Source organism: Enterococcus sp. 5H (assembly GCF_028128615.1).
Classification (GTDB): domain Bacteria; phylum Bacillota; class Bacilli; order Lactobacillales; family Enterococcaceae; genus Enterococcus_L.
The window spans coordinates 1-22922 of record NZ_AMDP01000018.1 but is presented as its reverse complement, the minus strand read 5'-3'; the positions used below and the strand labels follow the sequence as shown (position 1 = coordinate 22922).

General features: G+C 35.3%; 22 protein-coding genes and 1 pseudogene. 4 read left to right on the top strand and 19 right to left on the bottom strand.

Annotated elements, in window-relative coordinates:
* Nucleotides 1-3 precede the first annotated feature (3 nt).
* The 18 genes from C240_RS04950 to C240_RS04865 all read right to left on the bottom strand — a co-directional run bounded on the left by C240_RS04950 (nucleotide 4) and on the right by C240_RS04865 (nucleotide 18824).
* Nucleotides 4-765, bottom strand: a complete 762-nt coding sequence (locus C240_RS04950; protein ID WP_271491813.1) for a tyrosine-protein phosphatase — start codon at nucleotides 763-765, stop codon at nucleotides 4-6.
* Nucleotides 766-780: 15 nt separating this feature from the next.
* Nucleotides 781-2163, bottom strand: coding sequence for a hexose-6-phosphate:phosphate antiporter (gene uhpT, locus C240_RS04945; RefSeq protein WP_271491811.1), 1383 nt, complete (start codon nucleotides 2161-2163; stop codon nucleotides 781-783).
* A 187-nt stretch (nucleotides 2164-2350) separates the two neighbouring features.
* On the bottom strand, nucleotides 2351-3022 hold the full coding sequence (gene phoU, locus C240_RS04940) for a phosphate signaling complex protein PhoU (RefSeq protein WP_271491810.1): 672 nt from the start codon (nucleotides 3020-3022) through the stop codon (nucleotides 2351-2353).
* Nucleotides 3023-3040: 18 nt separating this feature from the next.
* Nucleotides 3041-3799: a phosphate ABC transporter ATP-binding protein PstB gene (pstB, locus tag C240_RS04935; protein ID WP_271491809.1), complete on the bottom strand. Its 759-nt coding sequence runs from the start codon at nucleotides 3797-3799 to the stop codon at nucleotides 3041-3043.
* A gap of 10 nt (nucleotides 3800-3809) precedes the next feature.
* Nucleotides 3810-4610, bottom strand: a complete 801-nt coding sequence (gene pstB / locus C240_RS04930) for a phosphate ABC transporter ATP-binding protein PstB (protein ID WP_271491807.1) — start codon at nucleotides 4608-4610, stop codon at nucleotides 3810-3812.
* A 16-nt stretch (nucleotides 4611-4626) separates the two neighbouring features.
* Nucleotides 4627-5511, bottom strand: a complete 885-nt coding sequence (gene pstA, locus C240_RS04925) for a phosphate ABC transporter permease PstA (RefSeq protein ID WP_271491805.1) — start codon at nucleotides 5509-5511, stop codon at nucleotides 4627-4629.
* On the bottom strand, nucleotides 5511-6431 hold the full coding sequence (pstC, locus tag C240_RS04920; RefSeq protein ID WP_271491803.1) for a phosphate ABC transporter permease subunit PstC: 921 nt from the start codon (nucleotides 6429-6431) through the stop codon (nucleotides 5511-5513). The genes pstA and pstC overlap by 1 nt, the downstream gene beginning before the upstream one ends.
* A 170-nt stretch (nucleotides 6432-6601) precedes the next feature.
* Nucleotides 6602-7459, bottom strand: coding sequence for a phosphate ABC transporter substrate-binding protein PstS (locus tag C240_RS04915; protein ID WP_271491801.1), 858 nt, complete (start codon nucleotides 7457-7459; stop codon nucleotides 6602-6604).
* 170 nt (nucleotides 7460-7629) lie between these two features.
* On the bottom strand, nucleotides 7630-9078 hold the full coding sequence (cls, locus tag C240_RS04910) for a cardiolipin synthase (protein WP_271491800.1): 1449 nt from the start codon (nucleotides 9076-9078) through the stop codon (nucleotides 7630-7632).
* Between the two features lie 156 nt (nucleotides 9079-9234).
* Nucleotides 9235-10119 carry a permease-like cell division protein FtsX gene (gene ftsX / locus C240_RS04905; RefSeq protein WP_271491798.1) on the bottom strand — a complete coding sequence of 295 codons (885 nt, stop codon included), beginning with the start codon at nucleotides 10117-10119 and terminating at the stop codon, nucleotides 9235-9237.
* Nucleotides 10112-10798, bottom strand: coding sequence for a cell division ATP-binding protein FtsE (gene ftsE, locus C240_RS04900; RefSeq protein WP_271491797.1), 687 nt, complete (start codon nucleotides 10796-10798; stop codon nucleotides 10112-10114). The genes ftsX and ftsE overlap by 8 nt, the downstream gene beginning before the upstream one ends.
* Nucleotides 10799-10905: 107 nt before the next feature.
* Nucleotides 10906-12007 (bottom strand): peptide chain release factor 2 gene (prfB, locus tag C240_RS04895; RefSeq protein WP_271491796.1). Its coding sequence is split into 2 segments (ribosomal slippage): nucleotides 10906-11934 and nucleotides 11936-12007, totalling 1101 coding nucleotides; the frame shifts between segments, so codons are not numbered across the junction.
* A 77-nt stretch (nucleotides 12008-12084) separates the two neighbouring features.
* Complete coding sequence (secA, locus tag C240_RS04890) at nucleotides 12085-14616, bottom strand: preprotein translocase subunit SecA (RefSeq protein WP_271491794.1); 2532 nt, start codon at nucleotides 14614-14616, stop codon at nucleotides 12085-12087.
* A 291-nt stretch (nucleotides 14617-14907) separates the two neighbouring features.
* Entirely contained in the window at nucleotides 14908-15459 is a 552-nt protein-coding gene (gene hpf, locus C240_RS04885; RefSeq protein ID WP_010760772.1) for a ribosome hibernation-promoting factor, HPF/YfiA family, read from the bottom strand.
* Nucleotides 15460-15596: 137 nt separating this feature from the next.
* On the bottom strand, nucleotides 15597-16283 hold the full coding sequence (locus C240_RS04880; RefSeq protein ID WP_271491786.1) for a ComF family protein: 687 nt from the start codon (nucleotides 16281-16283) through the stop codon (nucleotides 15597-15599).
* Complete coding sequence (locus C240_RS04875; RefSeq protein ID WP_271491783.1) at nucleotides 16273-17601, bottom strand: DEAD/DEAH box helicase; 1329 nt, start codon at nucleotides 17599-17601, stop codon at nucleotides 16273-16275. Before C240_RS04875 ends, C240_RS04880 begins: the two co-directional genes overlap by 11 nt.
* Nucleotides 17602-18089: 488 nt before the next feature.
* Nucleotides 18090-18413, bottom strand: coding sequence for a PTS sugar transporter subunit IIB (locus C240_RS04870; protein WP_271491780.1), 324 nt, complete (start codon nucleotides 18411-18413; stop codon nucleotides 18090-18092).
* Nucleotides 18414-18536: 123 nt separating this feature from the next.
* The gene (locus C240_RS04865; protein WP_271491777.1) at nucleotides 18537-18824 is read right to left on the bottom strand and encodes a DUF7662 domain-containing protein; all 288 of its coding nucleotides are present in this window, start codon (nucleotides 18822-18824) and stop codon (nucleotides 18537-18539) included.
* A gap of 151 nt (nucleotides 18825-18975) precedes the next feature.
* Between C240_RS04865 and C240_RS04860 the strand changes: the two genes are divergently transcribed.
* From C240_RS04860 to C240_RS04845, 4 genes are all read left to right on the top strand, one after another.
* Entirely contained in the window at nucleotides 18976-19635 is a 660-nt protein-coding gene (locus C240_RS04860; protein WP_271491775.1) for a YigZ family protein, read from the top strand.
* Entirely contained in the window at nucleotides 19625-19855 is a 231-nt protein-coding gene (locus C240_RS04855) for a DUF2829 domain-containing protein (protein ID WP_271491772.1), read from the top strand. The genes C240_RS04860 and C240_RS04855 overlap by 11 nt, the downstream gene beginning before the upstream one ends.
* A 74-nt stretch (nucleotides 19856-19929) precedes the next feature.
* Nucleotides 19930-20694 (top strand): 3-oxoacyl-ACP reductase, encoded by a 765-nt coding sequence (locus C240_RS04850; protein ID WP_271491770.1) that lies wholly within the window; start codon nucleotides 19930-19932, stop codon nucleotides 20692-20694.
* A 166-nt stretch (nucleotides 20695-20860) separates the two neighbouring features.
* Nucleotides 20861-21367: a QueT transporter family protein gene (locus tag C240_RS04845; RefSeq protein WP_271491768.1), complete on the top strand. Its 507-nt coding sequence runs from the start codon at nucleotides 20861-20863 to the stop codon at nucleotides 21365-21367.
* A 92-nt stretch (nucleotides 21368-21459) separates the two neighbouring features.
* Here C240_RS04845 and C240_RS04840 read toward each other — a convergent pair.
* A pseudogene (locus C240_RS04840) lies at nucleotides 21460-22865 on the bottom strand (IS3 family transposase).
* Nucleotides 22866-22922 lie beyond the last annotated feature (57 nt).

The following is a 22922-nucleotide window of genomic DNA, read 5'->3' as shown; positions in this document are numbered from 1 at the left end:
CTGCTAATCCGTTAAATAGATATTTCTAAATTCTGCCAATTTTTCTTTGTCAAAGTTCAAACATTCTGCTGCATAATTTTCTGCTGTACCGAAATTTTTCTCAATCAAATGAAACGCGTGATCCAGATAGTCCTCTTTTACATACAAGGCAGTTGCTAAAGATTCGAGTTGTTCTTCGCTAAACCCTTGTTCTCTAAATTGCTGAACTAACTCATCATTTGCCTGTTTTCTTTCGGTATTTGTAATTAAAAAATCTTTGTAAATTTCTTCTTTTTCCACATCTAGCAGCAATAATAATAATGCTGAAGCATAACCCGTCCGATCTTTTCCAGCAAAACAATGAAAAATCGTTGAGCCGTTTTTATTTTCTAAAATGTACTCCATGAATTCTATAAAACCTTCTTGAGCACCTTGATTCAGAATTAAATCTTCGTAAACACCTAACATATGCTTATCAACAGCTGCTATCGATTTTAATTTTGCAAAATCTGCTAGACTTGAATTTTTAGCGTTCATTTTCCCAAGTAAATCTAAATTAACATATTCTACATCTTCAATTGGTGTATCTGGTGATTCACTAATCTCAAAACCACGTCTAAAATCAATAATCCTTGTCAGATCATATGAATCTACTAAAGCTGTTTGCGTTTGTTTATCTAAATTTACTAAATGACCTGAGCGTAATAATTTTTTATTTTTGACTGTTTTGCCATTCTTAGTTTTAATACCGCCAAGATCTCTAAAGTTTGTAATTTGTACATTCATCTTTTTATTCTCCTTTTATACTGCTGCTTTCTTTCTTTTTTCTTCCGCTAAAGCCACGATTCCTAAAAGTATAACAATAATTACAATCGAAATATAGAAAATAATAAACGTATCGTTCCAACCATGTAATACATGTCCAAAGAAATTTACCCCTTCTTTTGTAGGATCAGAAATTTTAGCTAACAGAATTTTTGCCATTGAATCACCAAATAAATATGCAAAAGCTCCTAATAGTCCGCCTGAAACCACTGTTGCTTTTTTAGGAACAAATCCCAACATAGATAAATTAATCAACAATTGTGGACCAAAAACCATCATTCCAAGTAAAAATAGTGATGCATTTATCACAAACTCTGTTGTTCCTAGTTGATAGCCAATAATACCGATTGGCAATAGAATCGTACTAATCGTCGCAACTAAAGCAGGGCGACCTTTTAGTAAATCGGAAATATAGCCCCATGCTAAACAGCCAATTAATGCACCCATTTCAAAATAAAAAATAGTCTGTGCTGCTGCTTCAGGTGTAAAATTCAAATGTTCAGTAACATATAGCGGTGCCCAATTATCAATCCCTATCCGAACAATATAGACAAATACATTGGCTACACATAATACCCAAATATATGGATTAGTTAGTAAATATTTCTTGAAAATTTGCCATTTCGTCAGATTCTCAGCATCCACATTAGCTTGTTCTACCGGTTCACCAAAAATTTCTTCACTTGAGTTCCAGCCTAAATCTTCAGGACGATTTTTCCCAATAAAGAACGTTACTACAGCGACAATTGCTGCAACAATCGCAGGAATAATAAACATTCCGGCAACTTGACCTTTGAAGAAAGTTGTTGCACACCAAATTGCAAAAATCCCGGCAAGTCCGCCACCAATATTATGAGAAGCATTCCATAAACCAATATATCGACCACGATTACTACGAGTCGTCCATTGCGTAATTACAGATGCACAACTAGGACCACCAACACATTGAAACAAGCCATTCAGTGACCAAAATACAACTACCCAGCCAATTGGCACATTATTCATTGTAAATAAGATCCCTAAACATAGCACAGTAATTGAAGATAATAATAGCAAAATAGACAAAATTTTCTTCGTATTTTTCCCATCTACGATATAGCCCACAATAAATTTACCAAATCCATAAACAATAGAAAAAACAAAACCAATATAACCTAAATCCGTTGTGGTCATTCCTAACTGACTTTTCAGTAACGGCTGTGCTGCTTTAAAGTTATTTCGAATCATGTACATTGTAATATAAATGACCACAACCACTAAAAACGGTTTCATAAATTCCTTGAACCATTGTTTTCTTTGCTCAGCTATTGTTAGCTGACTTACTCCAACTTTACCAACTACTGCCTTTGTATCTTCCAAACTACTTCACCTCAAAAAATTAATTATAATGGTCTGCGCGTTCCAATATACTTTTTATAATACAACTTGTTTGAAATAATGTAAACAATATATTGAAATTACGTTCAAAATAGTTAATTTAAATTTTTCCGTTCTTGATTGATCACAAAAAAAGACCTAGACAAAATTGTCTAGGCTAAGATTTAAATTATTCATCATGATTGCTATTTAACTCAGTAATTTTACCGGTTGCTAAGTAGACAATCCACTCGCAGATGTTTGTAACATAATCTCCGATACGCTCTAAATAAGTTGCAACATGGAGATAATCCGTTCCACTAACAACAGTTTCTGGATTGGATTGCATCGCTTTAATCGAGTGGCTATAGATGCTATCGAAATATTCATTTACTCGTGTATCCATTTTTGCAATCAAACGAGCATCTTTCTGATCTGTTTTTACATAAGCGATTAACACATTATCAACCATTTTTTTCACATAATCAGACATATCGGAAATTTCTTTTTCGATTTCAGGAATTCTTGTTTCTCCTTTTAGACGAATCGTTGATTTAGCAATTGATACCGCATGATCCGCCATTCTTTCTAAATCAGAGCTAGCTTTCATCACAGTGATAATCATTCGTAAATCAGTTGTTACCGGTTGCTGCAAAGCGATCATTTCGAAACTTTTCTTTTCTAATTTTACTTCCATATCATTGATATCGACATCATAATCAATCACTTCTTGAGCGATTTTTTTATCATGGTTGATGTAAGCACGAACTGATTTATGAACAGCATTACTTACCATCATACCCATTTCATAAAACTGGTTATGCAAATTTAACAGTTCTTCTTCAAATTGACTACGCAACATGTGTATTCCTCCTTTTATTTAACCGAATTTTCCAGAAATATAATCTTCTGTTTGTTTTTCTTTTGGATTTAAGAATATTTTCTTCGTGTCATTAAATTCTATCAATTCTCCCTGTAAAAAGAAAGCTGTCTTATCCGAAATACGTGACGCTTGAGACATATTGTGGGTCACCATAATCATCGTATATTTTTCTTTTAACGTTAGCAACATGTTTTCAATTTTACCACTGGATACTGGGTCTAGTGCGCTTGTTGGTTCATCAAGCAAAATAATTTCAGGATCCACAGCTAAAACCCGCGCGATACACACACGTTGTTGCTGACCGCCAGACAATGATAAGGCACTTTTATGCAGTTTATCTTTCACATCATCCCAAACAGAGGCTGCTTTTAAGCTGCTTTCCACCGCTGCATCTAATACTTGTTTATCTTTTTCGCCTTTTAAACGTAAGCCGTAGATCACATTTTCATAGACAGAAAACGGGAAAGGATTAGGTTGTTGGAAAACCATTCCGATTTCTTTACGAAGTTCTACAGTATCTGTTTTAGGACCATAGATATCTTTACCTTTGTAAAGGACACTTCCTGTAATTGTCACGCCGGGAATCAAATCGTTCATTCGGTTCAATGAGCGTAAATAAGTTGATTTCCCACAACCAGAAGGGCCGATCATTGCCGTTATTTCGCCTTGATTGATGCTTAAATCAATCCCTTTTAAAGCTTCTTTTTTCCCATAATATAAATGCAAATCTTTGGATGAAATAATTTCTTTTGTCATCTTGCTCCTCCTAACCAAAATGTCCAGACACGTAGTCTTCTGTTGCTTGAATTTTTGGTCGTGTAAAAATTTTTCTTGTTTCATCATACTCAATGACTTTACCTAGATAGAAAAAGGCAGTGTAATCACTAATTCGAGCAGCTTGCTGCATGTTATGCGTTACGATAATAATCGTATAATCATCTTTTAAGTTAACTAATGTCTCTTCCACTTTACCTGTCGAGATTGGATCCAAGGCACTAGCAGGCTCATCAAGTAATAGAATATCTGGTTTCATCGCAATTGCTCTAGCGATACAGAGACGTTGTTGTTGACCACCAGATAATGCTAATGCACTTTTATCCAAACTATCTTTGACTTGATCCCAAAGAGCAGCTTGTTTTAAGCTAGTTTCAACAATTTCATCTAGTTTCTTTTTATTTTTTTCACCATGCTGTTTTAAGGCAAACGTGATATTATCATAGATTGATTTGCTGAAAGGATTTGGTCGTTGGAACACCATACCAATCCGTTTACGCATTTCATAGACATCAACCTCTTTGGTATTTACATTTACATTTTTGTACATAATATCGCCGGTTACTCGTGTATTTGCAATCCCATCATTCATTCGATTTAACGAACGTAGATAAGTTGATTTTCCACAACCGGACGGACCGATTAATGCCGTAATTTTATTTTTTTCAAACGCTAGATCCACACCCTTAATTGCTTCATTATCACCATACCAGACATGTAAATCATCTGTATACAATGCTATTGGATCTGGCACTTTAATAATATTTGTTTCATTCAAATTATATTCTTTCATTCCGATTCCCCTAACATTAGGCTGATGTCATTTTTTTATGCAGTCTGCTACCGATAAAACGAGCGCCAAAATTAAATAATAGGACGACTAAAATCAGAACAGCTGATGCTCCTGCAGAAACTGCTGCACCATCCGGCATTGTACCTTCAGTATTTACTTTCCATATGTGAACAGCTAATGTTTCCGCTTGACGGAAAATACTGATCGGACTTGAAACACTTAATGGATTCCAGTTACTAAAATCTAGCGCTGGAGCACTTTGTCCAGCTGTATAAATCAATGCAGCGGCTTCACCAAAAATTCTTCCTGAACTTAAAATGACCCCTGTTAAGATTCCCGGCAATGCTTCTGGAACAACAACTTTTGTTACTGTTTCCCAGCGAGATAAACCGAGTGATAATCCCGCCTCACGCTGTGTATAATGAACCGATTTTAATGATTCTTCAACATTTCTTGTTAAAAGCGGCAAATTGAAAAATGTTAATGCCAACGCCCCTGAAATAATAGAAAAGCCATAACCCATTTGTACAACAAAGATTAGAAAACCAAAAAGACCAACAACTACTGAAGGTAACGAACTTAAAATTTCGATAGAGGTACGAATCACATCTGTTACCCAATTTTTCTTCGCATATTCTGATAAATAAATTCCTGCTCCCAGTGAGATAGGAAAACTAATCAGCATGGTAATAAATAAAAGATAAATCGAGTTAAACAATTGAATACCAATACCACCGCCAGCTTGATAAGCTTTCGAAGGTTTAGTCAAGAAGTCCCAAGAAATATGCGGAATACCTCGAACAAGGATATAAAGAAGTAATGCTGCTAAAATCAGAACAATCACTCCTGAAATCGCATATAAGACACCTGTTGCGAATTTATCTGCTTTTTTTGCATTCATTATTTCAAGGCTCCTTTCCTACCGATAATTCGAATAACAATATTAAATAATAATGACATTAATAATAGGATCAAAGCAAGTGACCAAAGAACATTGTTTTCTACTGTTCCCATAATCGTATTACCAATTCCCATCGTTAAAATACTAGTCAATGTTGACGCTGGAGTCGTTAAGCTTGTTGGCATAACTGCAGCATTCCCGATAACCATTTGTATTGCTAAAGCTTCACCAAAAGCGCGGGCCATGCCAAAAACCACAGCAGTTAAAATACCAGGTACAGCTGCTCGTAAAACAACTTTATAAATCGTTTGCCAACGTGTTGCACCTAAGGCTAATGAAGCTTCCCGATAGTGTCTAGGTACTGATTTTAAGGCATCAACTGTCATTGTCGTAACAGTTGGTAAAATCATAACAAATAAGACAAAGGTTCCAGCTAAAATACCAAAACCTGTTCCACCAAAGATAGAGCGGATAAACGGAACGATTACAGATAATCCAATAAATCCATAAACAACCGATGGAATCCCAACTAATAACTCAATAACTGGTTGTAAAATTTTAGACCCTTTTTTCGGCGAGATTTCTGTCATGAAAACAGCTGCACCAATCGCAAAAGGTGTCGCGATAATTGCTGATAAAAAAGTAACAATAAAGGAACCTGCAATCATTGGCAGTGCACCAACCATCGGTTTTCCATCAGTTCCTGTTTCACTAGGATTCCAATTACTCCCAAACAAAAAATCAGAAACTTTAATTTCATTGGTGAAGAAGGTCGCCAAACCTTTACTTGCGACAAAATAGAAAATCGATAATACAACTAGAACAATCAGTGCTATACAAAGAAAGCTAATAAATTTTCCTCGTTGCTCCATTCTTGCACGCTTTGATTTTGTTAATAATTTTTTCTGCACATCTTCCAAAGCAATTCCTCCTCAAACAATCGAAAAGTTGATTTCGTACTTTTAACGTCAGCTAAAATAGCTTTGTTTCACACAACTTTCCATAATAACGTAAGTGTATCTTTTGAATATCAATTTGTGTTTAATAACATGTAAATCTTGTGTTAAGTTTGTAAATTTTGTGTAAAGGTCTAATCTTTGATAATGTTTCCTTGCCAATCACGTTCAACTTCCATTTTAGAAACAGGAATATAGCCTAACTGACCAATAATTCCATTTTGAACTTCATCTGATAACATAAACGCTAGAAATTCTTTTGTTAACTCTTTCGGCGTTCCTAAAGTGTACATATGCTCATAAGACCAAATAGTCCATTTATTTGTCATAACATTCTCATCTGTCGGTTTTACCCCTTCAATACTTAAGGTAGCCACTTCATCTGTCACATATGAGAAAGCCGTGTAACTGATTGCTCCTGGAGTGTCCGCCACAATAGACCGGACCATTCCACTTGAATCTTGTTCTTGGGCTTGAATAGCTGTTTTTCCATCCAGAACCCATTTTTCAAACGTTGCTCTTGTTCCACTTCCTGATGCACGGTTCAATAGAACGATAGGGATATCTTTACCGCCTAATTCTTTCCAATTTTTGATTTCACCTAAGAAAATTTTTCTCAGATTTTCTATGGAAATATCATTTACACCCACACCCTTGTTGACGATTGGTGTAATACCGACTACAGCAACTCGGTGATCGGTTAGTTTACTTGCATCAATTCCATTCTTTTCTTCAGCGAATAAATCAGAATTACCAATATCAACTGCACCTGATTGAACCTGGCTTAAACCTGTTCCGCTACCTCCACCTTGAACATTAATAAAACGTCCCGGATTTTGATTTTGGAACTCTTCTGCTGCAGTCTCAACCAAAGGCTGTAACGCTGATGAACCAACCGCCGTAATCGATTCACCTCGATCAATCCATTTAGCACATCCTGATAAAGTAAGCATTCCGATTAGAGTAAAAAATAATAGCATCTTCTTTTTCATTTATCTGATAATCCTCCAAATTCAATTCTGTCAATTCATTTTAACATTAACTTTTTCTCTTGAAAATTATAAGTTTCGAATCGCAGTCATTTTTTGTAATAAAATAACAAAAAACTTATAAAAGCACTTCCTCAAGTACTATTATAAGTTAGCTTTTTTTACCTGTTAGCTTACAATAATGGTGAAATTAAACGAGCTAATCCTTCTTTTAGCTTAATCATCACACCACGATTACGATATTTTTCTTCTGTTAGTAACTCGGAAACTTTGGAATCTTCATAAAACGCATTTCTAACTTCTTCTGAAAAAGCTTGATCGTAAATAATAGTGTTTACTTCAAAATCCAGTCGGAAAGAACGCACATCAATATTAGCTGAGCCAACTGACACAATGCCGCCATCAATAATCATCGTTTTAGCATGAATAAATCCATGTTCATAGGTTTCAATAATCGCACCGTATTCAAGTAGTTCTGCTGAAAAAGAATAGGTCGCCCAATAAACCAAGATATGGTCTGGTTTATTAGGGATTTGCATCCGAACTTTAACACCGGATAACAACGCTAATTTTAGTGCTTCGTGAATAGAAGCATCCGGTATATAATATGGCGTTTGAATTAAAATTTCCTTTTTAGCAATTGAAATCATTTTTAAATAGGTCATTTTAATTTGTTCATGCTCTGAATCTGGGCCGCTAGTCACCACTTGAACGGCTTTTTTCCCTTCAGATGATATTTTAGGAAAATAGGCTGCATCATAACTTAATTCGTTTCGATGCTGAGAATTCCAATCCATCAGGAAGCGATTCTGCAAACTATAAACAGCCTCACCATGAATTCGCAAATGATTATCTCGCCAGTACCCAAATTTTTCAACCCCGCCTAAATACTCATCACCAACATTAAATCCGCCAGTATAGCCAATTTTGCCATCAATCACCACTATTTTCCGATGATTGCGATAATTAATTCTAGGGTTTAAATAAGGGACAAATAATGGGAAGAAAAAAGCAATTTCTCCGCCGAATCTTTTCAATTCTTCAAAAAATTTCATATTTACTTGAGTTGAACCCCAAGCATCTAAGAGAAGACGTACTCTAACGCCACGCTTAACTGCATTAATAAGTTCTTGACGAATTTCTTTACCTAATGTATCCCCACGATAAATGTAATATTCCATATGAACATGATCCTCAGCTTGGCGAATATCTTCGATTAAGCCGTCAAATTTTTCTCGCCCATCAGTATATAAAAGAACTTCATTATTGGTAGTATACAACGAACTTTCAAAAACTGTCAGCATATAGATTAGCTGTTTAGGATCAACTTCTCCTGTTGGCGGATGCGGAAATAACCCTCTCAATAACGATTGTTTTTCTGATTCTATTTCAGCATTCATCCCAATTTTAGCTTGCATTTTCATATCAAAAATCTTATCTTTAGAAATACCCCGTCCTAAGAAAATGTAAAGAATAAATCCTAAAACTGGTATAAACATCAAGACCAGCAACCACGACCATGTTTGTGCCGTTTGTTTGCGTTCTCGAAAGACAATAATCAAGGATAATAGCATATTAGCTATAAAAATAATGACAAATACATTTTCATATAAAAATTTCATTCGTTCACCCCAATCACTTCATTCACCTATCCCTTGTAAAGCATAACCAACTTACGAAAATATGTAAAGAAAATAGGGAGATAAAACTATTTTTAGTTTTACCTCCCTATTGTAATTTAGACAAACGCTCGTATAAAACAGCACTTGTATTTAAACTTAAATTTTTAAGAAACGTCTCATTGAAATAACCGAACCTAAAGAACCGATTGTCATTCCAATAACAACCATTAAGATATCCATTTGCCAAATAAATGAATCAGGTTTCAGCAATGAATAATTTGAACGTAGTAACTGTGGGTTAAATAAACTATAGAATTTTTGATACCCAAATGTTAGCAGCAAAATAGGTATAATCGATCCAATCAAGCCAATCCAAGCACCTTCAATAAAGAAAGGCCAACGGATATAACCATTTTTAGCACCAACTAATCGCATAATTTGAATTTCTCTTTGGCGTGAAAGGATTGTAATACGAATTGTGTTGGAAATCAAGAAGACTGCCACAAACAATAGTAAGATCGCTGCTCCTAATCCCCAAGTTCTAACTTTTGCTGCAATACTGAAAATTTTATCTGAGGATACACCACCGTAATCTGCTTTAAACACATTCGGTAATTTCCCAGCTTTTTCAGAGATTTCTTTCGTATCTGAAGGTTCTTTTGCACTTACATAATATACATCATACAATGGGTTGCTGTCACCTTCAAACAGATTCCATGCTTCACCCATTTGTTTTTGGATTTTCTTTAATTGTTGATCTTTATTTGAATAAGAAATTGTTTCTACATTATCAAGTTTGTTTAGTTCTTTTTCTAAAGTTTGCATTTCTTCTGGCGTAGTACCAATATCTACAAAGACTGACACAGTAACATTTTCTTCAATATCTTGTGCTAATTTTGTTGCATTGAAAATTACCGCCATAAAGATCCCAACAAGGACTAAAGTAATTGTAACCGCACTGGCTGACGCAACTGTCATCCATCCGTTACGCTTTAAACTTTTAATACTTTCTAGGACGTGAGTAAAAAACGTTCTAATCATCGTAGCCGTATTCCCCTTCCGCTTGGTCTCGAATAATCCGACCATTTTCGATGGCAATTACACGATGACGAATCGTGTTTACAATCGTACTATTATGTGTTGCCATTACAACTGTTGTTCCTTGCGCATTAATACGGTCCAGAAGTTTCATGATTTCCCATGAGTTTTCCGGGTCAAGGTTTCCAGTCGGTTCATCTGCGATCAGAACTTTTGGTGTATTTACAATTGCACGAGCAATTGATACACGTTGTTGTTCCCCACCAGATAATTCACTTGGAAAAACACGGACTTTATGTTTTAAACCAACTAAATCAAGAACTTCCATTACTCTTTTTTTAATATCTCTTGGCTTACGGCCAATAACTTGCATGGCATAAGCAACATTTTCATAAACCGTTTTTTTCGTCAATAATTTATAATCCTGAAAGACGATTCCAATTTCTCTTCTTAAGTAAGGTACTTCAGAATTCTTTATTTTTATCAAATCATGACTTGCAACTTTCAAACGACCTTTAGTTGCTTTTTCTTCTCTGTACATTAATTTAATGAATGTCGATTTTCCGGCACCTGAAGGTCCAACAACATAAACGAATTCACCTTGGTTTATTTCTACGGAAATATTCCGAATAGCAGTGGTGCCGTTCGAATATTTTTTCATTACATCTTTCATTTCAATCATGGCGCATTCTCTCCATCTCTGTTTTCTAGACTATCAATCATTATAACATGACTTTGTTTCAAGGCTCTTTCAACAGTTTACAATTTTGTTTCATTTATATGAATTGCTTATTTTAATTGTTTCTTTAAATAAGCATCAATAAATCCATCTAAATCTCCATCCATCACGGCTTGAACATTACCCGTTTCGTAATTCGTTCGATGATCTTTAACCATTGAATATGGATGAAATACGTAAGAACGAATTTGTGAACCCCAGCCAATTTCAAGCTGCTCACCACGTAACGATGCTGCTTCTTGGGCTTTTTTGTCCATTTCTAGCTGATAAAGTTTCGCCTTTAGCATACCCATGGCTTGTTCACGGTTTTTAAGTTGGGAACGTTGAGCTTGACTAGCAACGACAGTCCCTGTTGGTAAATGGGTAATTCGAACAGCTGATTCTGTTTTATTGATATGTTGCCCTCCAGCACCGCTTGCACGATAAGTATCGATTTTCAAATCATCCGTATTAATGTCAATCGCTACATTTTCATCTAATTCCGGCATAATATCAACAGAACAAAAAGATGTATGACGGCGTTTAGCTGAATCAAAAGGAGAAATTCGAACTAAACGGTGGACACCTTTTTCTGATTTTAAATAGCCATAAGCATTATAGCCTTTAATCAGCAAAGTTACACTTTTAATTCCAGCCTCATCACCTGCTTGATAATCTAGTGTTTCAACTTGAAACCCGTGCCCTTCAGCCCATCTTGTATACATACGCAGCAACATACTGCCCCAGTCTTGCGATTCTGTACCGCCAGCGCCTGGATGGAGTTCCATAATAACATTATTTTTATCGTATGGTTCATTCAACAATAATGAAAGCTCATAGATACTAAGCTTTTCTTTTAATGCTACCAATCGCTCCTCTAATTCAGTTTGCGTATCAGCATCATATTCTTCTTGCTGCATTTCATTCATAATTTCTAATTCTTCCAACTCATCTGAAAATTGATGAAATTGTTGATATTTTTCTTTATGAATATTCGTTTCATTAATTAATTGCTGGGCTGTTTCAGCATTATCCCAAAAGCCTGGTTCAGCCATTCTATTTTCAGCTTCCGCGATATCTTCTTCTAATTGGTCTAAGTCAAAGAGACCCCCTGAAACTTGTAATTGTTTGATTCATTTCATCCAGCATTGTTCGAATTTCAGCATTTTCCATGAATGTTCATCCTTTCAAATTGTTGCTTCATTGGACAACAAACGAAGGTGAGACGAGCGCCCCACCTTGATTTGTTATTACATATCTTTGCCGTGACAGTTTTTATATTTTTTACCACTGCCGCATGGACAAGGATCATTGCGTCCAACTTTATTGTCAACATGTACTGGTTTTTGTTTAGCAGTTGGATTACTTTGAGACTCATCTTCATCTGATGGATGACTCGCTTCACCTTGTGCTACTTGCTCGCGTTGAACATTTTGACGAATTTCCGATTTCATGAATAGACGTGTTACTTCATATTCAATTGCACCGACCATTTCCTCAAACATATTATAGCCTTCTGTTTGATACTCAACTAATGGATTATTTTGTCCATAAGCACGTAAGCCAACAGATTGACGTAATTGATCCATTGCATCAATGTGATCTGTCCATTTTGTATCAACCACACGTAAGATAACAACTTTTTGGAACTCAAGAATTTGTTCGGGTCCATTTAATTGCTCAACTTTTGCATCGTAAACTTCTTGTCCGCGTTTCATCAAATAATCTTTGATTTCTTCAGGTGTTTTACCTTCGATATCGGCTTTAGAAATTGAGTCTTCGTGAACTAAAGTTGAAGCAGCAAAATCAACAATTCCTTCAAGATTCCAGTTTTCTTTTTCTAATTGTGTATGGCTGTCAACTACACGTGAAATTGTGCGTTTTACCATATTTAGTAGTGTTTCTGATAATTCAGTTTCTTCCATGATTACTTCTTGACGTTGGGCATAAATAACTTCACGTTGTTCACGCATAACATCATCGTATTGTAATACGTTCTTACGTGTATCATAGTTATTTCCTTCAACACGTTTTTGAGCAGATTCAACTTGTTTAGTTAACATTTTGCTTTGAATTACAGCATCTGCTTCTTCAATATTCATACGATCCAAGAAAGCCTTGATTCGTTCAGATCCAAAACGTTTCATTAAGTCATCTTCAAGTGATAGATAGAATTGAGAAACCCCAGCATCACCTTGACGTCCAGCGCGTCCGCGCAACTGATTATCAATACGACGAGACTCATGACGTTCTGTACCAATAACAGCTAATCCACCAAGTTCAATAACACCAAGACCAAGCTTAATATCAGTACCACGACCGGCCATGTTGGTTGCAATTGTTACTGCGCCTTTTTGACCAGCATTCATGATAATTTCAGCCTCTTTAAAATGGTTTTTCGCATTTAAAACTTCATGTGGAACTTTTTCTTTATTTAGAAGTTCTGAAAGCAATTCAGATGTTTCAACTGCTACTGTACCAACAAGAACTGGCTGTCCATTATGATAGCGTTCTTTAATATCTTGAACTACAGCTTTAAATTTGCTTTGCAATGTTGGATAAAGCAAATCAGCACGGTCATCACGAATAATTGGACGGTTTGTTGGGATTTGGAACACTTGGATATTATAAATTTCACGAAATTCTTCTTCTTCGGTTTTAGCAGTACCAGTCATTCCGGCTAATTTTTTATACATACGGAAATAGTTCTGGAATGTGATAGTTGCCATTGTTTTAGTTTCATCTTCAATTTCAACGCCTTCTTTGGCTTCAATTGCTTGATGAAGTCCGTCTGAATAACGACGACCATCCATGATACGACCAGTAAATTGGTCTACAATCAGTACTTTACCTTCTTGAACCACATAGTCAATATCACGAATCATAATATAGTTCGCACGCAAAGCTTGATCCATATGGTGAGTCAATGCAGTATTTTCAATATCATAAAGATTTTCTAATCCAAAGTTTTCTTCTGCTTTTTCGATTCCAGCTTCAGTTAAACTAATTGTTTTAGATTGAACATCGATTTTATAGTCTTCTTCTTCTTTTAAGCGTTTAATAAAATTATCTGTACGTGTATATAGCGCTGTTGATTTTTCAGCTTGTCCAGAAATAATTAATGGTGTACGAGCTTCATCAATTAAGATTGAATCGACCTCATCCACAATTGCATAGTTCAATGGACGTTGCACCATTTGGTTACGGTAAACTACCATATTATCTCGTAAGTAGTCAAAACCTAATTCATTATTTGTACTATAAGTAATGTCGCAGTTATACGCTTCACGTTTTTCTTCTGATGTTTTTGAGTTAATATTTAGGCCAACAGTCAAGCCTAAGAAATTGTATAACTCACCCATTTCATTTGAGTCACGTGTTGCCAAATATTCATTAACCGTTACAACGTGAACACCTTCACCAGTCAAAGCATTTAAATAAACGGGCATTGTAGCCGTCAATGTTTTACCTTCACCTGTTCTCATTTCCGGAATGTTACCATCGTGTAAGACAATCCCACCCATTAATTGAACATGGTATGGGTACAAACCCAACACTCGTTTAGCAGCTTCACGAACAACTGCGAAAGCTTCCGGCAATAATTTATCCAGTGTTTCTCCTTTTTGGTAACGAGCTTTAAATTCTTCTGTTTTTCCTTGTAATTGCTCATCATTTAATTCAGCAATTGCTGAAGCATGACTTTCGACTTGAGTAGCAATGCCATCCAAGCGTTTTAATTCCTTTTTATCATTTTCGATCATCTTTTTTAAAAAATTCGCCATATTTTTATGTGTTCCTTTCAATTAAACTCTATTTATTTTTTTGTACCAAATGCACAATCATCCTTCTTATTTTATCACTAGTTGGGCAGAAATGAAATAACTTATCTTAATATTAACAATTTATTACGTATTTTTTATGTACATTCCCTATAGGAAGGGAAAGAGACTGCTTCAAAACGAATCCCGTCTTGCTACAGTCTCTTAAGCTTCGAATTTTTGAAGAAAAATAAATCCTGATAACAATTTGATGATTATTCATTTGAATCAAGAAATTTTTCTAAATTATTAGTTTTAGTCAGTCTCGATTAAACCATATTTACCATCTTTACGACGATAAACAATACTTGTTCCATTAGTTTCTGAATCTTCAAAGATAAAGAAGTTATGTCCTAACATGTTCATTTGTAAAACGGCCTCTTCACTGTCCATTGGTTTCAATGAAAGACGTTTTGTACGAACAATGTCTAATTCTGGCGTTTCATCAGGTGTTTCTTCACCATTTAAGAAAATAGCTGCTTTTGCTGTATTCATTCCCGTTTCACGAGATTTGCGATTGATTTTTGTTTTAAATTTACGAATTTGTCGTTCTAATTTGTCTACAACTAAATCAACACTTGCATATAAATCTGGTGATGTTTCTTCAGCCCGTAAAACTAAATATGGTAGTGGAATTGTAACCTCCACTTTGGCTGTTTTTTCAGTATAGACTTTTAGGTTTACGTGAACAGTTGCTTCTGGTGAATCACTGAAATAACGTTCTAATTTACCTACTTTTTTCTCAACATAGTCTCGGATAGCTTCAGTAACTTCGATATTTTCTCCACGCACATTATATCTAAACATAACGATTACCCCTTTCATCTGCCACTAAAGAAGGAATAAGAGGACCACTCTGTTATTCTTCTTCTTACATCTATTATAACGAACTATCTGACTTTTGCCAACAAAATTGCGGTTTAATTTTCATTTTATCTGTTCTTTTATCTTGCAAGGGAAAACGTATTCAGTTTTACTGGTGAATTCTCAAGGATAACTTGTGCTGCATGAAAAATTGTTCGACCCGTTGTATAAATATCATCCACTAAAAGAATCTCTTGTCCTTTGATTGCTTGTTGTCCAATCTCAGTTAAGCTAAATGGCTGAACCAAATTTAATCTTTCTTTTCTGGTTTTCTTAACTTGTGAGACACCGTCAGTGATTCGGATTAAATAAGGTTCATACGGAATTCCCGCTGCTTCCAGTAAACCTTCTACTTGATTAAATCCCCTAACTTTCATTCTTTCTTTAGAAATCGGCATTGGAATAATTAAATAGTGTTTTTTATTTTTAAAATACTGTTGTAAAGGTTCAACAAAACTAAACCTTAAGTTGTAATTTCCTTTAAATTTATATTCTTCAAACCATTCTTGCATCGCTTGATTGTAAGAAAACAGTGTTTCATGATGAAACAAATAATCTGGATAAGCTTTTTTCCAACTTAAGCAATCCTGACAATACGTTTCTTTTTCTGGTCGTTGACATCCGTAGCAACACTCTTTTTCAGACAATTTTTGAAATTTTTTTAAACATTGTAAGCAAAGTTGCTCATCTGAAATTCGTTTCGTTAGAAAAATTTCTTTTAGTGTTAAATTTTTAGTAATTATTTGACTGCAGTAGTTACATTTCATCGATTAAGCCTCGTTCTTTCCCTAAAAGATTCATTTGTTTAATCTGACTTATAGCTTCTCTCATAGCAACTGTGTGCCCATCATGTAAAAACCAAACTTCACCAGCTGTATAATCTTTTCTTCTGTCTACTCGACCAGAAATTTGTACTAGAGCAGATGTCATAAAAACATTATGGTTCGCACCCAAAACAATAACTGAAACACCGTCAAAAGTAACTCCTCTTTCTAAGATAGTAGAAGTAATAAGAATTCGATATTCTTTTTTCCGCATATTCATTACTTTTTCTAAACGTTCTGCATCTTGAGAGTGAACACATGTTAAAGGCATTTGTGGAAATTTCTTTGAAAGAGCTTCTTTTAGTTGCTCCATTAATAAAATACTTGGACAAAAAATCAGTACATCATTTTTCGAAAGTAGTGATTGCAACGTTACAATTAAAGCATTCGGACATTGTCCATTCTTAACTTTTTGATACCATTGATAGCACCATTTTGTTTTTGGAACTGGCAATTGCCTTCGATGGTAACGAGCTGGTAAAATACTAGCTTCCAGCTCCTTAAACTTAACCTTTTTTGTCAGTTCTTTAGTCGGCGTAGCAGTTAAATAAATCAGGGAACTCTTTTCTTTAACTGCATTTTCTACCCCATATTGTAAAAGTGGATTGTTTACAAATGGAAATGCATCAACCTCATCGATAATCAATACATCAAAGGCTCGAAAAAAACGCAATAATTGATGTGTTGTACAAACTAACAGTTTCGTATAATAATATGTCTCTTCCATTTTTCCATGAAGCAAAATCATAGGTTCGTCTGGAAAAACCGCTTGAATTCTCGGATAAAGTTCCAAACAAACATCTACTCTGGGTGAAGAAATTGCTATCCGATAACCTAATTCCAGACAATAGTGAATTGTTTTAAACAACATTTCTGTCTTACCAGCTCCTGTAACTGCCCAAATCATTCTTGATTCTACACTTTTTACAGATGCTAACAGCTGATCTGAAACAGCTTTTTGTCCTTTTGTTAGACTGCCTTGCCAAGCAAAATGCACAGCTCTTTTAACTGGGGCTGGCTCAGCTAAATGATAAAAATATTGATCGGTATCCACTCTGCCTAATTGAATACATTCTGGACAAAAATAAGTGCCATTAACTAACCTGACGGCCTTTTTAATTTGGATCTGACCGCATCGCAAACATTGAATTTCATTTTCATTTAGTTCATGCATTGTAGCTAATTTTTCGCCCGTTATTTCTTCTGAATCTAAATTATTAAGTTCTTTCTTTAATACTTTTCTTCCCCATAATTCTTGCATTTATCCCCTCCACTATTAAACTACGCTTTTTTTAATAAATTTTTTTAGGAAAATAAAAAAGATTTATTCAGAAATTAAGAGCTTGAAACATAACTCAAAAAGTTATGTTTCAAGCTCTTAATTTCTGAATAAACGGTGGGCGCAGAAGCAACTCCTTCGGAAATAAGCTGAAATTCACGAAAATTCGAAGAGCAATTTCCGTGAATTCCTTCTTATTTCTCGGAGTTAAACACTTCTTATACGCAGGTTCTATGACCTAATGATTGGTGCAGATAAGTAGAATGATCTAGTTTGTCCCTCAAGGTTACTTGGAGCAGAACCTCAATAAGTGATCGACCTACAAGCCACTCCTGTCTATCTTATTATGACAGGAAATGACATGTAGGTCGATCACTTTTGTTTTCATTCTGTTTGGTGAGGGCTTTAGCCCTTATGGGTGTTTGTCCCAACCTCTAAATCTATAATCCATTATCAAATAATCGTCTTCGTTATTTGTCTCCGATTAACCCTAAAGCTTGCTCTAACACTTTCTCACCATTCATCATTCCGTAATCCGCCATGTTAATGACTTCCAGTGGAATGCCTTTTGGCGCTAAACGTTTTTCAAAGTCGCCTTTCATAAAGCGAACTTGCGGGCCTAACAATAATACATCAACAGGTTTGCTTTCTAAATTATTGTCCGCTTCAGAAGCGGATACAGCAAAAATGTCTGCCTCCAAACCTTGTGCATCTGCTGCTTTTTGCATTTTTGTTACTAATAAGCTTGTACTCATTCCTGCAGAACAAACAAGCATGATTGTTTTTTTAGCCATCTATTCCATCTCCTCTATGCTATTTTATAAGATAACATTTGATTGGTTTGTATTTAAGTCCTATTATAGTAAAAACTCGACTTTTGTCAACGCTTTCCCCTCACATTTGATAACTACCTATACTTAAAACAACCAGTTTGATTTTAATAATTTATTAAAAACCACATATTCTTTGTTAATATTTACTTGTACAACTTGATAACTAGCGTTTAACCAGCCATAAGCACCTTTTTCTGGATGTTTATGATCATTCGCCCACCAGTCAACCTCCGTCCGTGCTGTTTTCGGTAATCCAGAGCGCGGGAAAAGTAGTTCGTCAAATTGAGTAAAGGTCAGTGTAACCTGCGAGCCACCATTGGTCGTTAAATAGTGAGTAATACTGTCATATTTCTTTTGTCGCTCTTTTGCCATATTACCGACTCCTTTACTGATTTCAAACACTTTTAATCATTATCTCATAAATCATCAAAGAAGCAAACGACTCTACTTACTTTATAGAACAGTTGCACCAGCTTCATATTTTTTTTATACTTAAGATACTATTTAGAAAAGGAATGAGAAAATGCTTGAAAGTTATTTTACCATTCTATCTGATGGAGAAAGTGAAATCGAGATTAAGAAATCACGGTTCATTTGTTCTTTAAAACGAGTCTATTCAGAAGAAGAAGCTAAGGAGTTTATCAATCAAAAGAAAAAAGAACACTGGAAAGCTAACCATAATTGCAGTGCATTTGTGATTGGTGAAAAAAGCGAGATCCAACGTAGTAGTGATGATGGTGAACCAAGCGGAACCGCTGGTGTGCCTATGCTGGAAGTTTTAAAAAAACAAGAATTAATTAATGTTGTTGCAGTCGTAACACGTTATTTTGGCGGAACAAAATTAGGGGCTGGAGGATTGATTCGAGCTTACAGCCACTCTGTATCTCATGCACTAGCTGAAATCGGGCTAGTAGAGGGGAAACTACAACAGGAAATCCAACTCACAATCAGTTATCCAAATGTAGGCAAAATCCAAAATTTTATGGAAATCAACCCATACACGTTACAAGACACCATTTACGGAGAACAAGTGAACATTACTTGCCTTGTTGATGAAACAAAAACAGAACAATTTATGGCAGAAGTTGTCGAATTATTAAATGGACAAGTTTCGTTTGAAAAAGGCGAGTGTTCTTACCATGAGATACCTATTACAAAAAAGGAGCAGATAGATGACATTTGAAGAAGTATTACCTCAGATTAAAAAAGGTGCGAAGGCTGTTAGAAAAGGCTGGAGCGGGTTTGAATTATTTATTGAATTAAGAGATGAAATCGGCACCTCCGATGGTGAATTTCTTCAAGTTACGCCTTATTTTTTAATTAAAACTTCTGATGAAGGCTACAGTATGTTTTCACCAACGCCTTGTGACGTTTTAGCAGAAGATTGGGAAATTGTTAATTAAAATTAAATTCGAAAGCGGCTAGAAAACTTTATTAGTTGACTAGTCTTTTCTTTTAGGATGAAAAGAGGACGATTATGCATTTTGATGAATATAAAGGAAAAACCGTTTTTATTACTGGTGCCGCTTCAGGTATTGGTCAAGCGCAAGCTATAGCATTTGTAGAACAAGGTGCCAATGTTTTTGGTGTAGATATTAATCAAACGGGATTGAATGAGACAAAGAAAAAAACGCAGCAATTTTCTGGAAGTTTTTTTGGCTATACTGGTGATATTACGAAACAAGCTGATTTGAAAACTGCTGTTCAAAAAGCGAATAGCCTATTTGGACCAATTCAAATTTTACTGAATACAGCAGGTATTTTAGATGATTACGCACCTACCTTGGAAACTTCTGAAGAATTGTGGGATCAGATCTTAACTGTGAATTTGAAAGGAACTTATTTAGTAACGAATCAAGTTCTTCCTCAACTACTAGAACAAAAACATGGTGTTGTGATTAATATGGCCTCTATCGCAGGGAAAGTGGCTGGAGGCGGAGGAGCTGCTTATACAGCTTCAAAACATGCAATTATTGGCTATACGAAACAGTTGGATTATGACTATAGTAAACAAGGTATTCGGGCAAATGCTATTGCTCCTGGTGCAATTCAAACACCTATGAATGCTGCAGATTTTTCCGGTGATGCTAAGGTGGCACAATGGGTAGCAGCTGAAACCCCTGCCGGACGTTGGGCACAACCTGAAGAAGTCGCTTCCTTAACACTTTTTCTAGCGAGTGAACAAGCTGACTATATTCATGGAACAGTGATGACAATCGATGGTGGCTGGCTAGAAAAATAAAGATAACTATTTTTCAGTGTCCTTCTTTACAAATACGCTAATTTTCGGTACCATAAAAAACAGTGAAGTCATTCACACTATGACACTTCAGTTGGCATTTTCTGTCACGTCCTTTGGTCATAGTTATTACTAAAACAGAGAACCTGTTTTATAAAGGAGAATACAAATGAATAAGCAAACTTTGCAGACAAATACGTGGTCTGTCCAAACCTTGACGAAAATGGCGTTGATTACTGCGCTGTATATCGTTGTCACTATTTTTTTGGCACCTTTTAGTTTTGGTGCTATTCAGTTAAGATTTTCTGAGATGTTTAATTATTTGGCAATTTTCAATAAACGCTATATTGCCGCAGTAACTCTTGGAGTCGCTATTTCAAATTTCGCTTCACCTTTAGGTTTAGTGGATGTTGTTATTGGCAGTCTTTCAACATTCGTTGTATTAGTGATTTCCTATTACAGCACCAAGCGACTTAACAATAAAATTCAAAAAATGGTCATAACAGCTGTGATCTGTACAATTTCGATGTTTACAGTTGCTGGACAATTGACCTATTTTTATCAGCTACCTTTTTTCTATACTTGGCTGACTGTTGCTATTGGTGAACTACTTTCAATGTCAGTGGGTGGAATTATTATTTACTGGGTCAGTGAAAAAATTGATTTAACTAAATAAACAGATAAACGGCAAGAAAAGCTTTCATTAGCTTTCTGTAGTGACCCCAAGAAGTTAGACTTTTTGTAGAGTGGATTTCTCCACTCTATTTTTTATGCAGTTTTTTGATTGAAATGTCGAAATTCTACTGGGCTTTTCCAGTTAAGTTTTTCTTTGATTCTATAATGATTGTAATAATGAATATAGTTCTCAATGGCTTGTCGTAACTCATTTTGACTTTGATAAACTTTTCCATAATACAATTCTTGCTTTAGAATACTGAAGAAATTCTCCATAGGAGAATTATCTAAGCAGGTTCCTTTCCGAGACATACTTTGAAAGATACGATTATCCTTTAATGTTTGTATATAGGTGTTCATTTGATAAGCCCAGCCTTGATCAGAGTGGAAGGTGCGACGATAGGGACAATCATTTGTTTGAGAAATTGCTTCTTCTAGCCCTGCCATAACTGTTTTACCATTTGGTTGAGTAGAAAAGCTGTAACTTAGAATTTCACTGTTATACATATCCATAAACGGATCTAAATATAGTTTTTTCTGTCGAAGAATGCCCGCATCATCTGTTTCATAGTATTTAAATTCAGTTGTATCCGTCGTAATTTTTTGATGAGAGACCGAAGTTTTGAATCTTCGATGAATCAAGTTTTTAGCTACTTTCCCAACAGTTCCTTTATATGAATTATATTTCCTAGATTTCTTGGTAAATGCTTTGACTTGTAACTGTAGCTTTTGAATTAATCTCTGTACTTTCTTTTTATTTACTTGATATCCACGTCGTTTCAATTCCTGTGTCATTCTTCTATAGCCATAATGTTGATGTTCCTTACGAATCGCTTGAATTTCTTCTTCAATCATTTGTGTTGAAGTTGTTCTGTCGAAGCGTTTTTGCCAGTACATGTAAGTGGCTTTTGGAAACCTTAGGGTTTCCAAAATATCTTTTAATCGAAAGTGTCCTCGGAGGCTGTGAATGGTTCGCGCGATTCTTTCATTTTTTGTTCGTCCTCTAAACGCAGCCTCCTCAATTCTTTTAAATAGGCATTCTCAATTTTTAACATTCTATTTTCTTTTTCTAGTTTATCTAATTGAGATTGTTCACTGGGTAATAATGGCTGGGTTTCATTTCGTTTTTTCTTAGGCATTATAGGTGGACGTCCTTTCTGTTTGGAGAGTCCATCTATACCAAGATTCCGATATGTTTTAAGCCAATTCGCAATTAATGGTGGATTGTTCATTTTGAGAAGATTGGCCACTTCTTGATAGGAGAACTCTGTAGTTAAATACAACTCTATCGCATCTAACTTAAATTGAACAGAGTAATTCTTACTTTTTCGACTACGAAGTAGTCCTTCTTCACCAAGTTCTTTATAGGCATTAATCCATTTCCTTATTTGAGAACTATTTTTAAACCCATATTTTTTTGCGAGAAACCGTGTACCTCCTTGACCAGATAAATAGTCATGGACAACCTTAAGTTTAAATTCAAAACTGTATTTTGCCATACAAAAAAACCTCCAAAAGTTAGATTTCCAGGTCTAACTTTTGGGGGTCGGCTCATT

Excerpts from the sequence above, each read along its gene's own strand:
- phoU (WP_271491810.1), bottom strand. The coding sequence starts at position 3,022 with ATGTTGCGTAGTCAATTTGAAGAAGAACTGTTAAATTTGCATAACCAG.
- C240_RS04880 (WP_271491786.1), bottom strand. The coding sequence starts at position 16,283 with ATGAAATGTAACTACTGCAGTCAAATAATTACTAAAAATTTAACACTA.
- pstB (WP_271491807.1), bottom strand. The coding sequence starts at position 4,610 with ATGAAAGAATATAATTTGAATGAAACAAATATTATTAAAGTGCCAGAT.
- ftsE (WP_271491797.1), bottom strand. The coding sequence starts at position 10,798 with ATGATTGAAATGAAAGATGTAATGAAAAAATATTCGAACGGCACCACT.
- C240_RS04845 (WP_271491768.1), top strand. The coding sequence starts at position 20,861 with ATGAATAAGCAAACTTTGCAGACAAATACGTGGTCTGTCCAAACCTTG.
- secA (WP_271491794.1), bottom strand. The coding sequence starts at position 14,616 with ATGGCGAATTTTTTAAAAAAGATGATCGAAAATGATAAAAAGGAATTA.
- C240_RS04865 (WP_271491777.1), bottom strand. The coding sequence starts at position 18,824 with ATGGCAAAAGAGCGACAAAAGAAATATGACAGTATTACTCACTATTTA.
- C240_RS04915 (WP_271491801.1), bottom strand. The coding sequence starts at position 7,459 with ATGAAAAAGAAGATGCTATTATTTTTTACTCTAATCGGAATGCTTACT.
- cls (WP_271491800.1), bottom strand. The coding sequence starts at position 9,078 with ATGAAATTTTTATATGAAAATGTATTTGTCATTATTTTTATAGCTAAT.
- pstA (WP_271491805.1), bottom strand. The coding sequence starts at position 5,511 with ATGAATGCAAAAAAAGCAGATAAATTCGCAACAGGTGTCTTATATGCG.
- C240_RS04950 (WP_271491813.1), bottom strand. The coding sequence starts at position 765 with ATGAATGTACAAATTACAAACTTTAGAGATCTTGGCGGTATTAAAACT.
- ftsX (WP_271491798.1), bottom strand. The coding sequence starts at position 10,119 with ATGATTAGAACGTTTTTTACTCACGTCCTAGAAAGTATTAAAAGTTTA.
- C240_RS04875 (WP_271491783.1), bottom strand. The coding sequence starts at position 17,601 with ATGCAAGAATTATGGGGAAGAAAAGTATTAAAGAAAGAACTTAATAAT.
- hpf (WP_010760772.1), bottom strand. The coding sequence starts at position 15,459 with ATGTTTAGATATAATGTGCGTGGAGAAAATATCGAAGTTACTGAAGCT.
- C240_RS04850 (WP_271491770.1), top strand. The coding sequence starts at position 19,930 with ATGCATTTTGATGAATATAAAGGAAAAACCGTTTTTATTACTGGTGCC.
- C240_RS04870 (WP_271491780.1), bottom strand. The coding sequence starts at position 18,413 with ATGGCTAAAAAAACAATCATGCTTGTTTGTTCTGCAGGAATGAGTACA.
- pstB (WP_271491809.1), bottom strand. The coding sequence starts at position 3,799 with ATGACAAAAGAAATTATTTCATCCAAAGATTTGCATTTATATTATGGG.
- C240_RS04855 (WP_271491772.1), top strand. The coding sequence starts at position 19,625 with ATGACATTTGAAGAAGTATTACCTCAGATTAAAAAAGGTGCGAAGGCT.
- C240_RS04860 (WP_271491775.1), top strand. The coding sequence starts at position 18,976 with ATGCTTGAAAGTTATTTTACCATTCTATCTGATGGAGAAAGTGAAATC.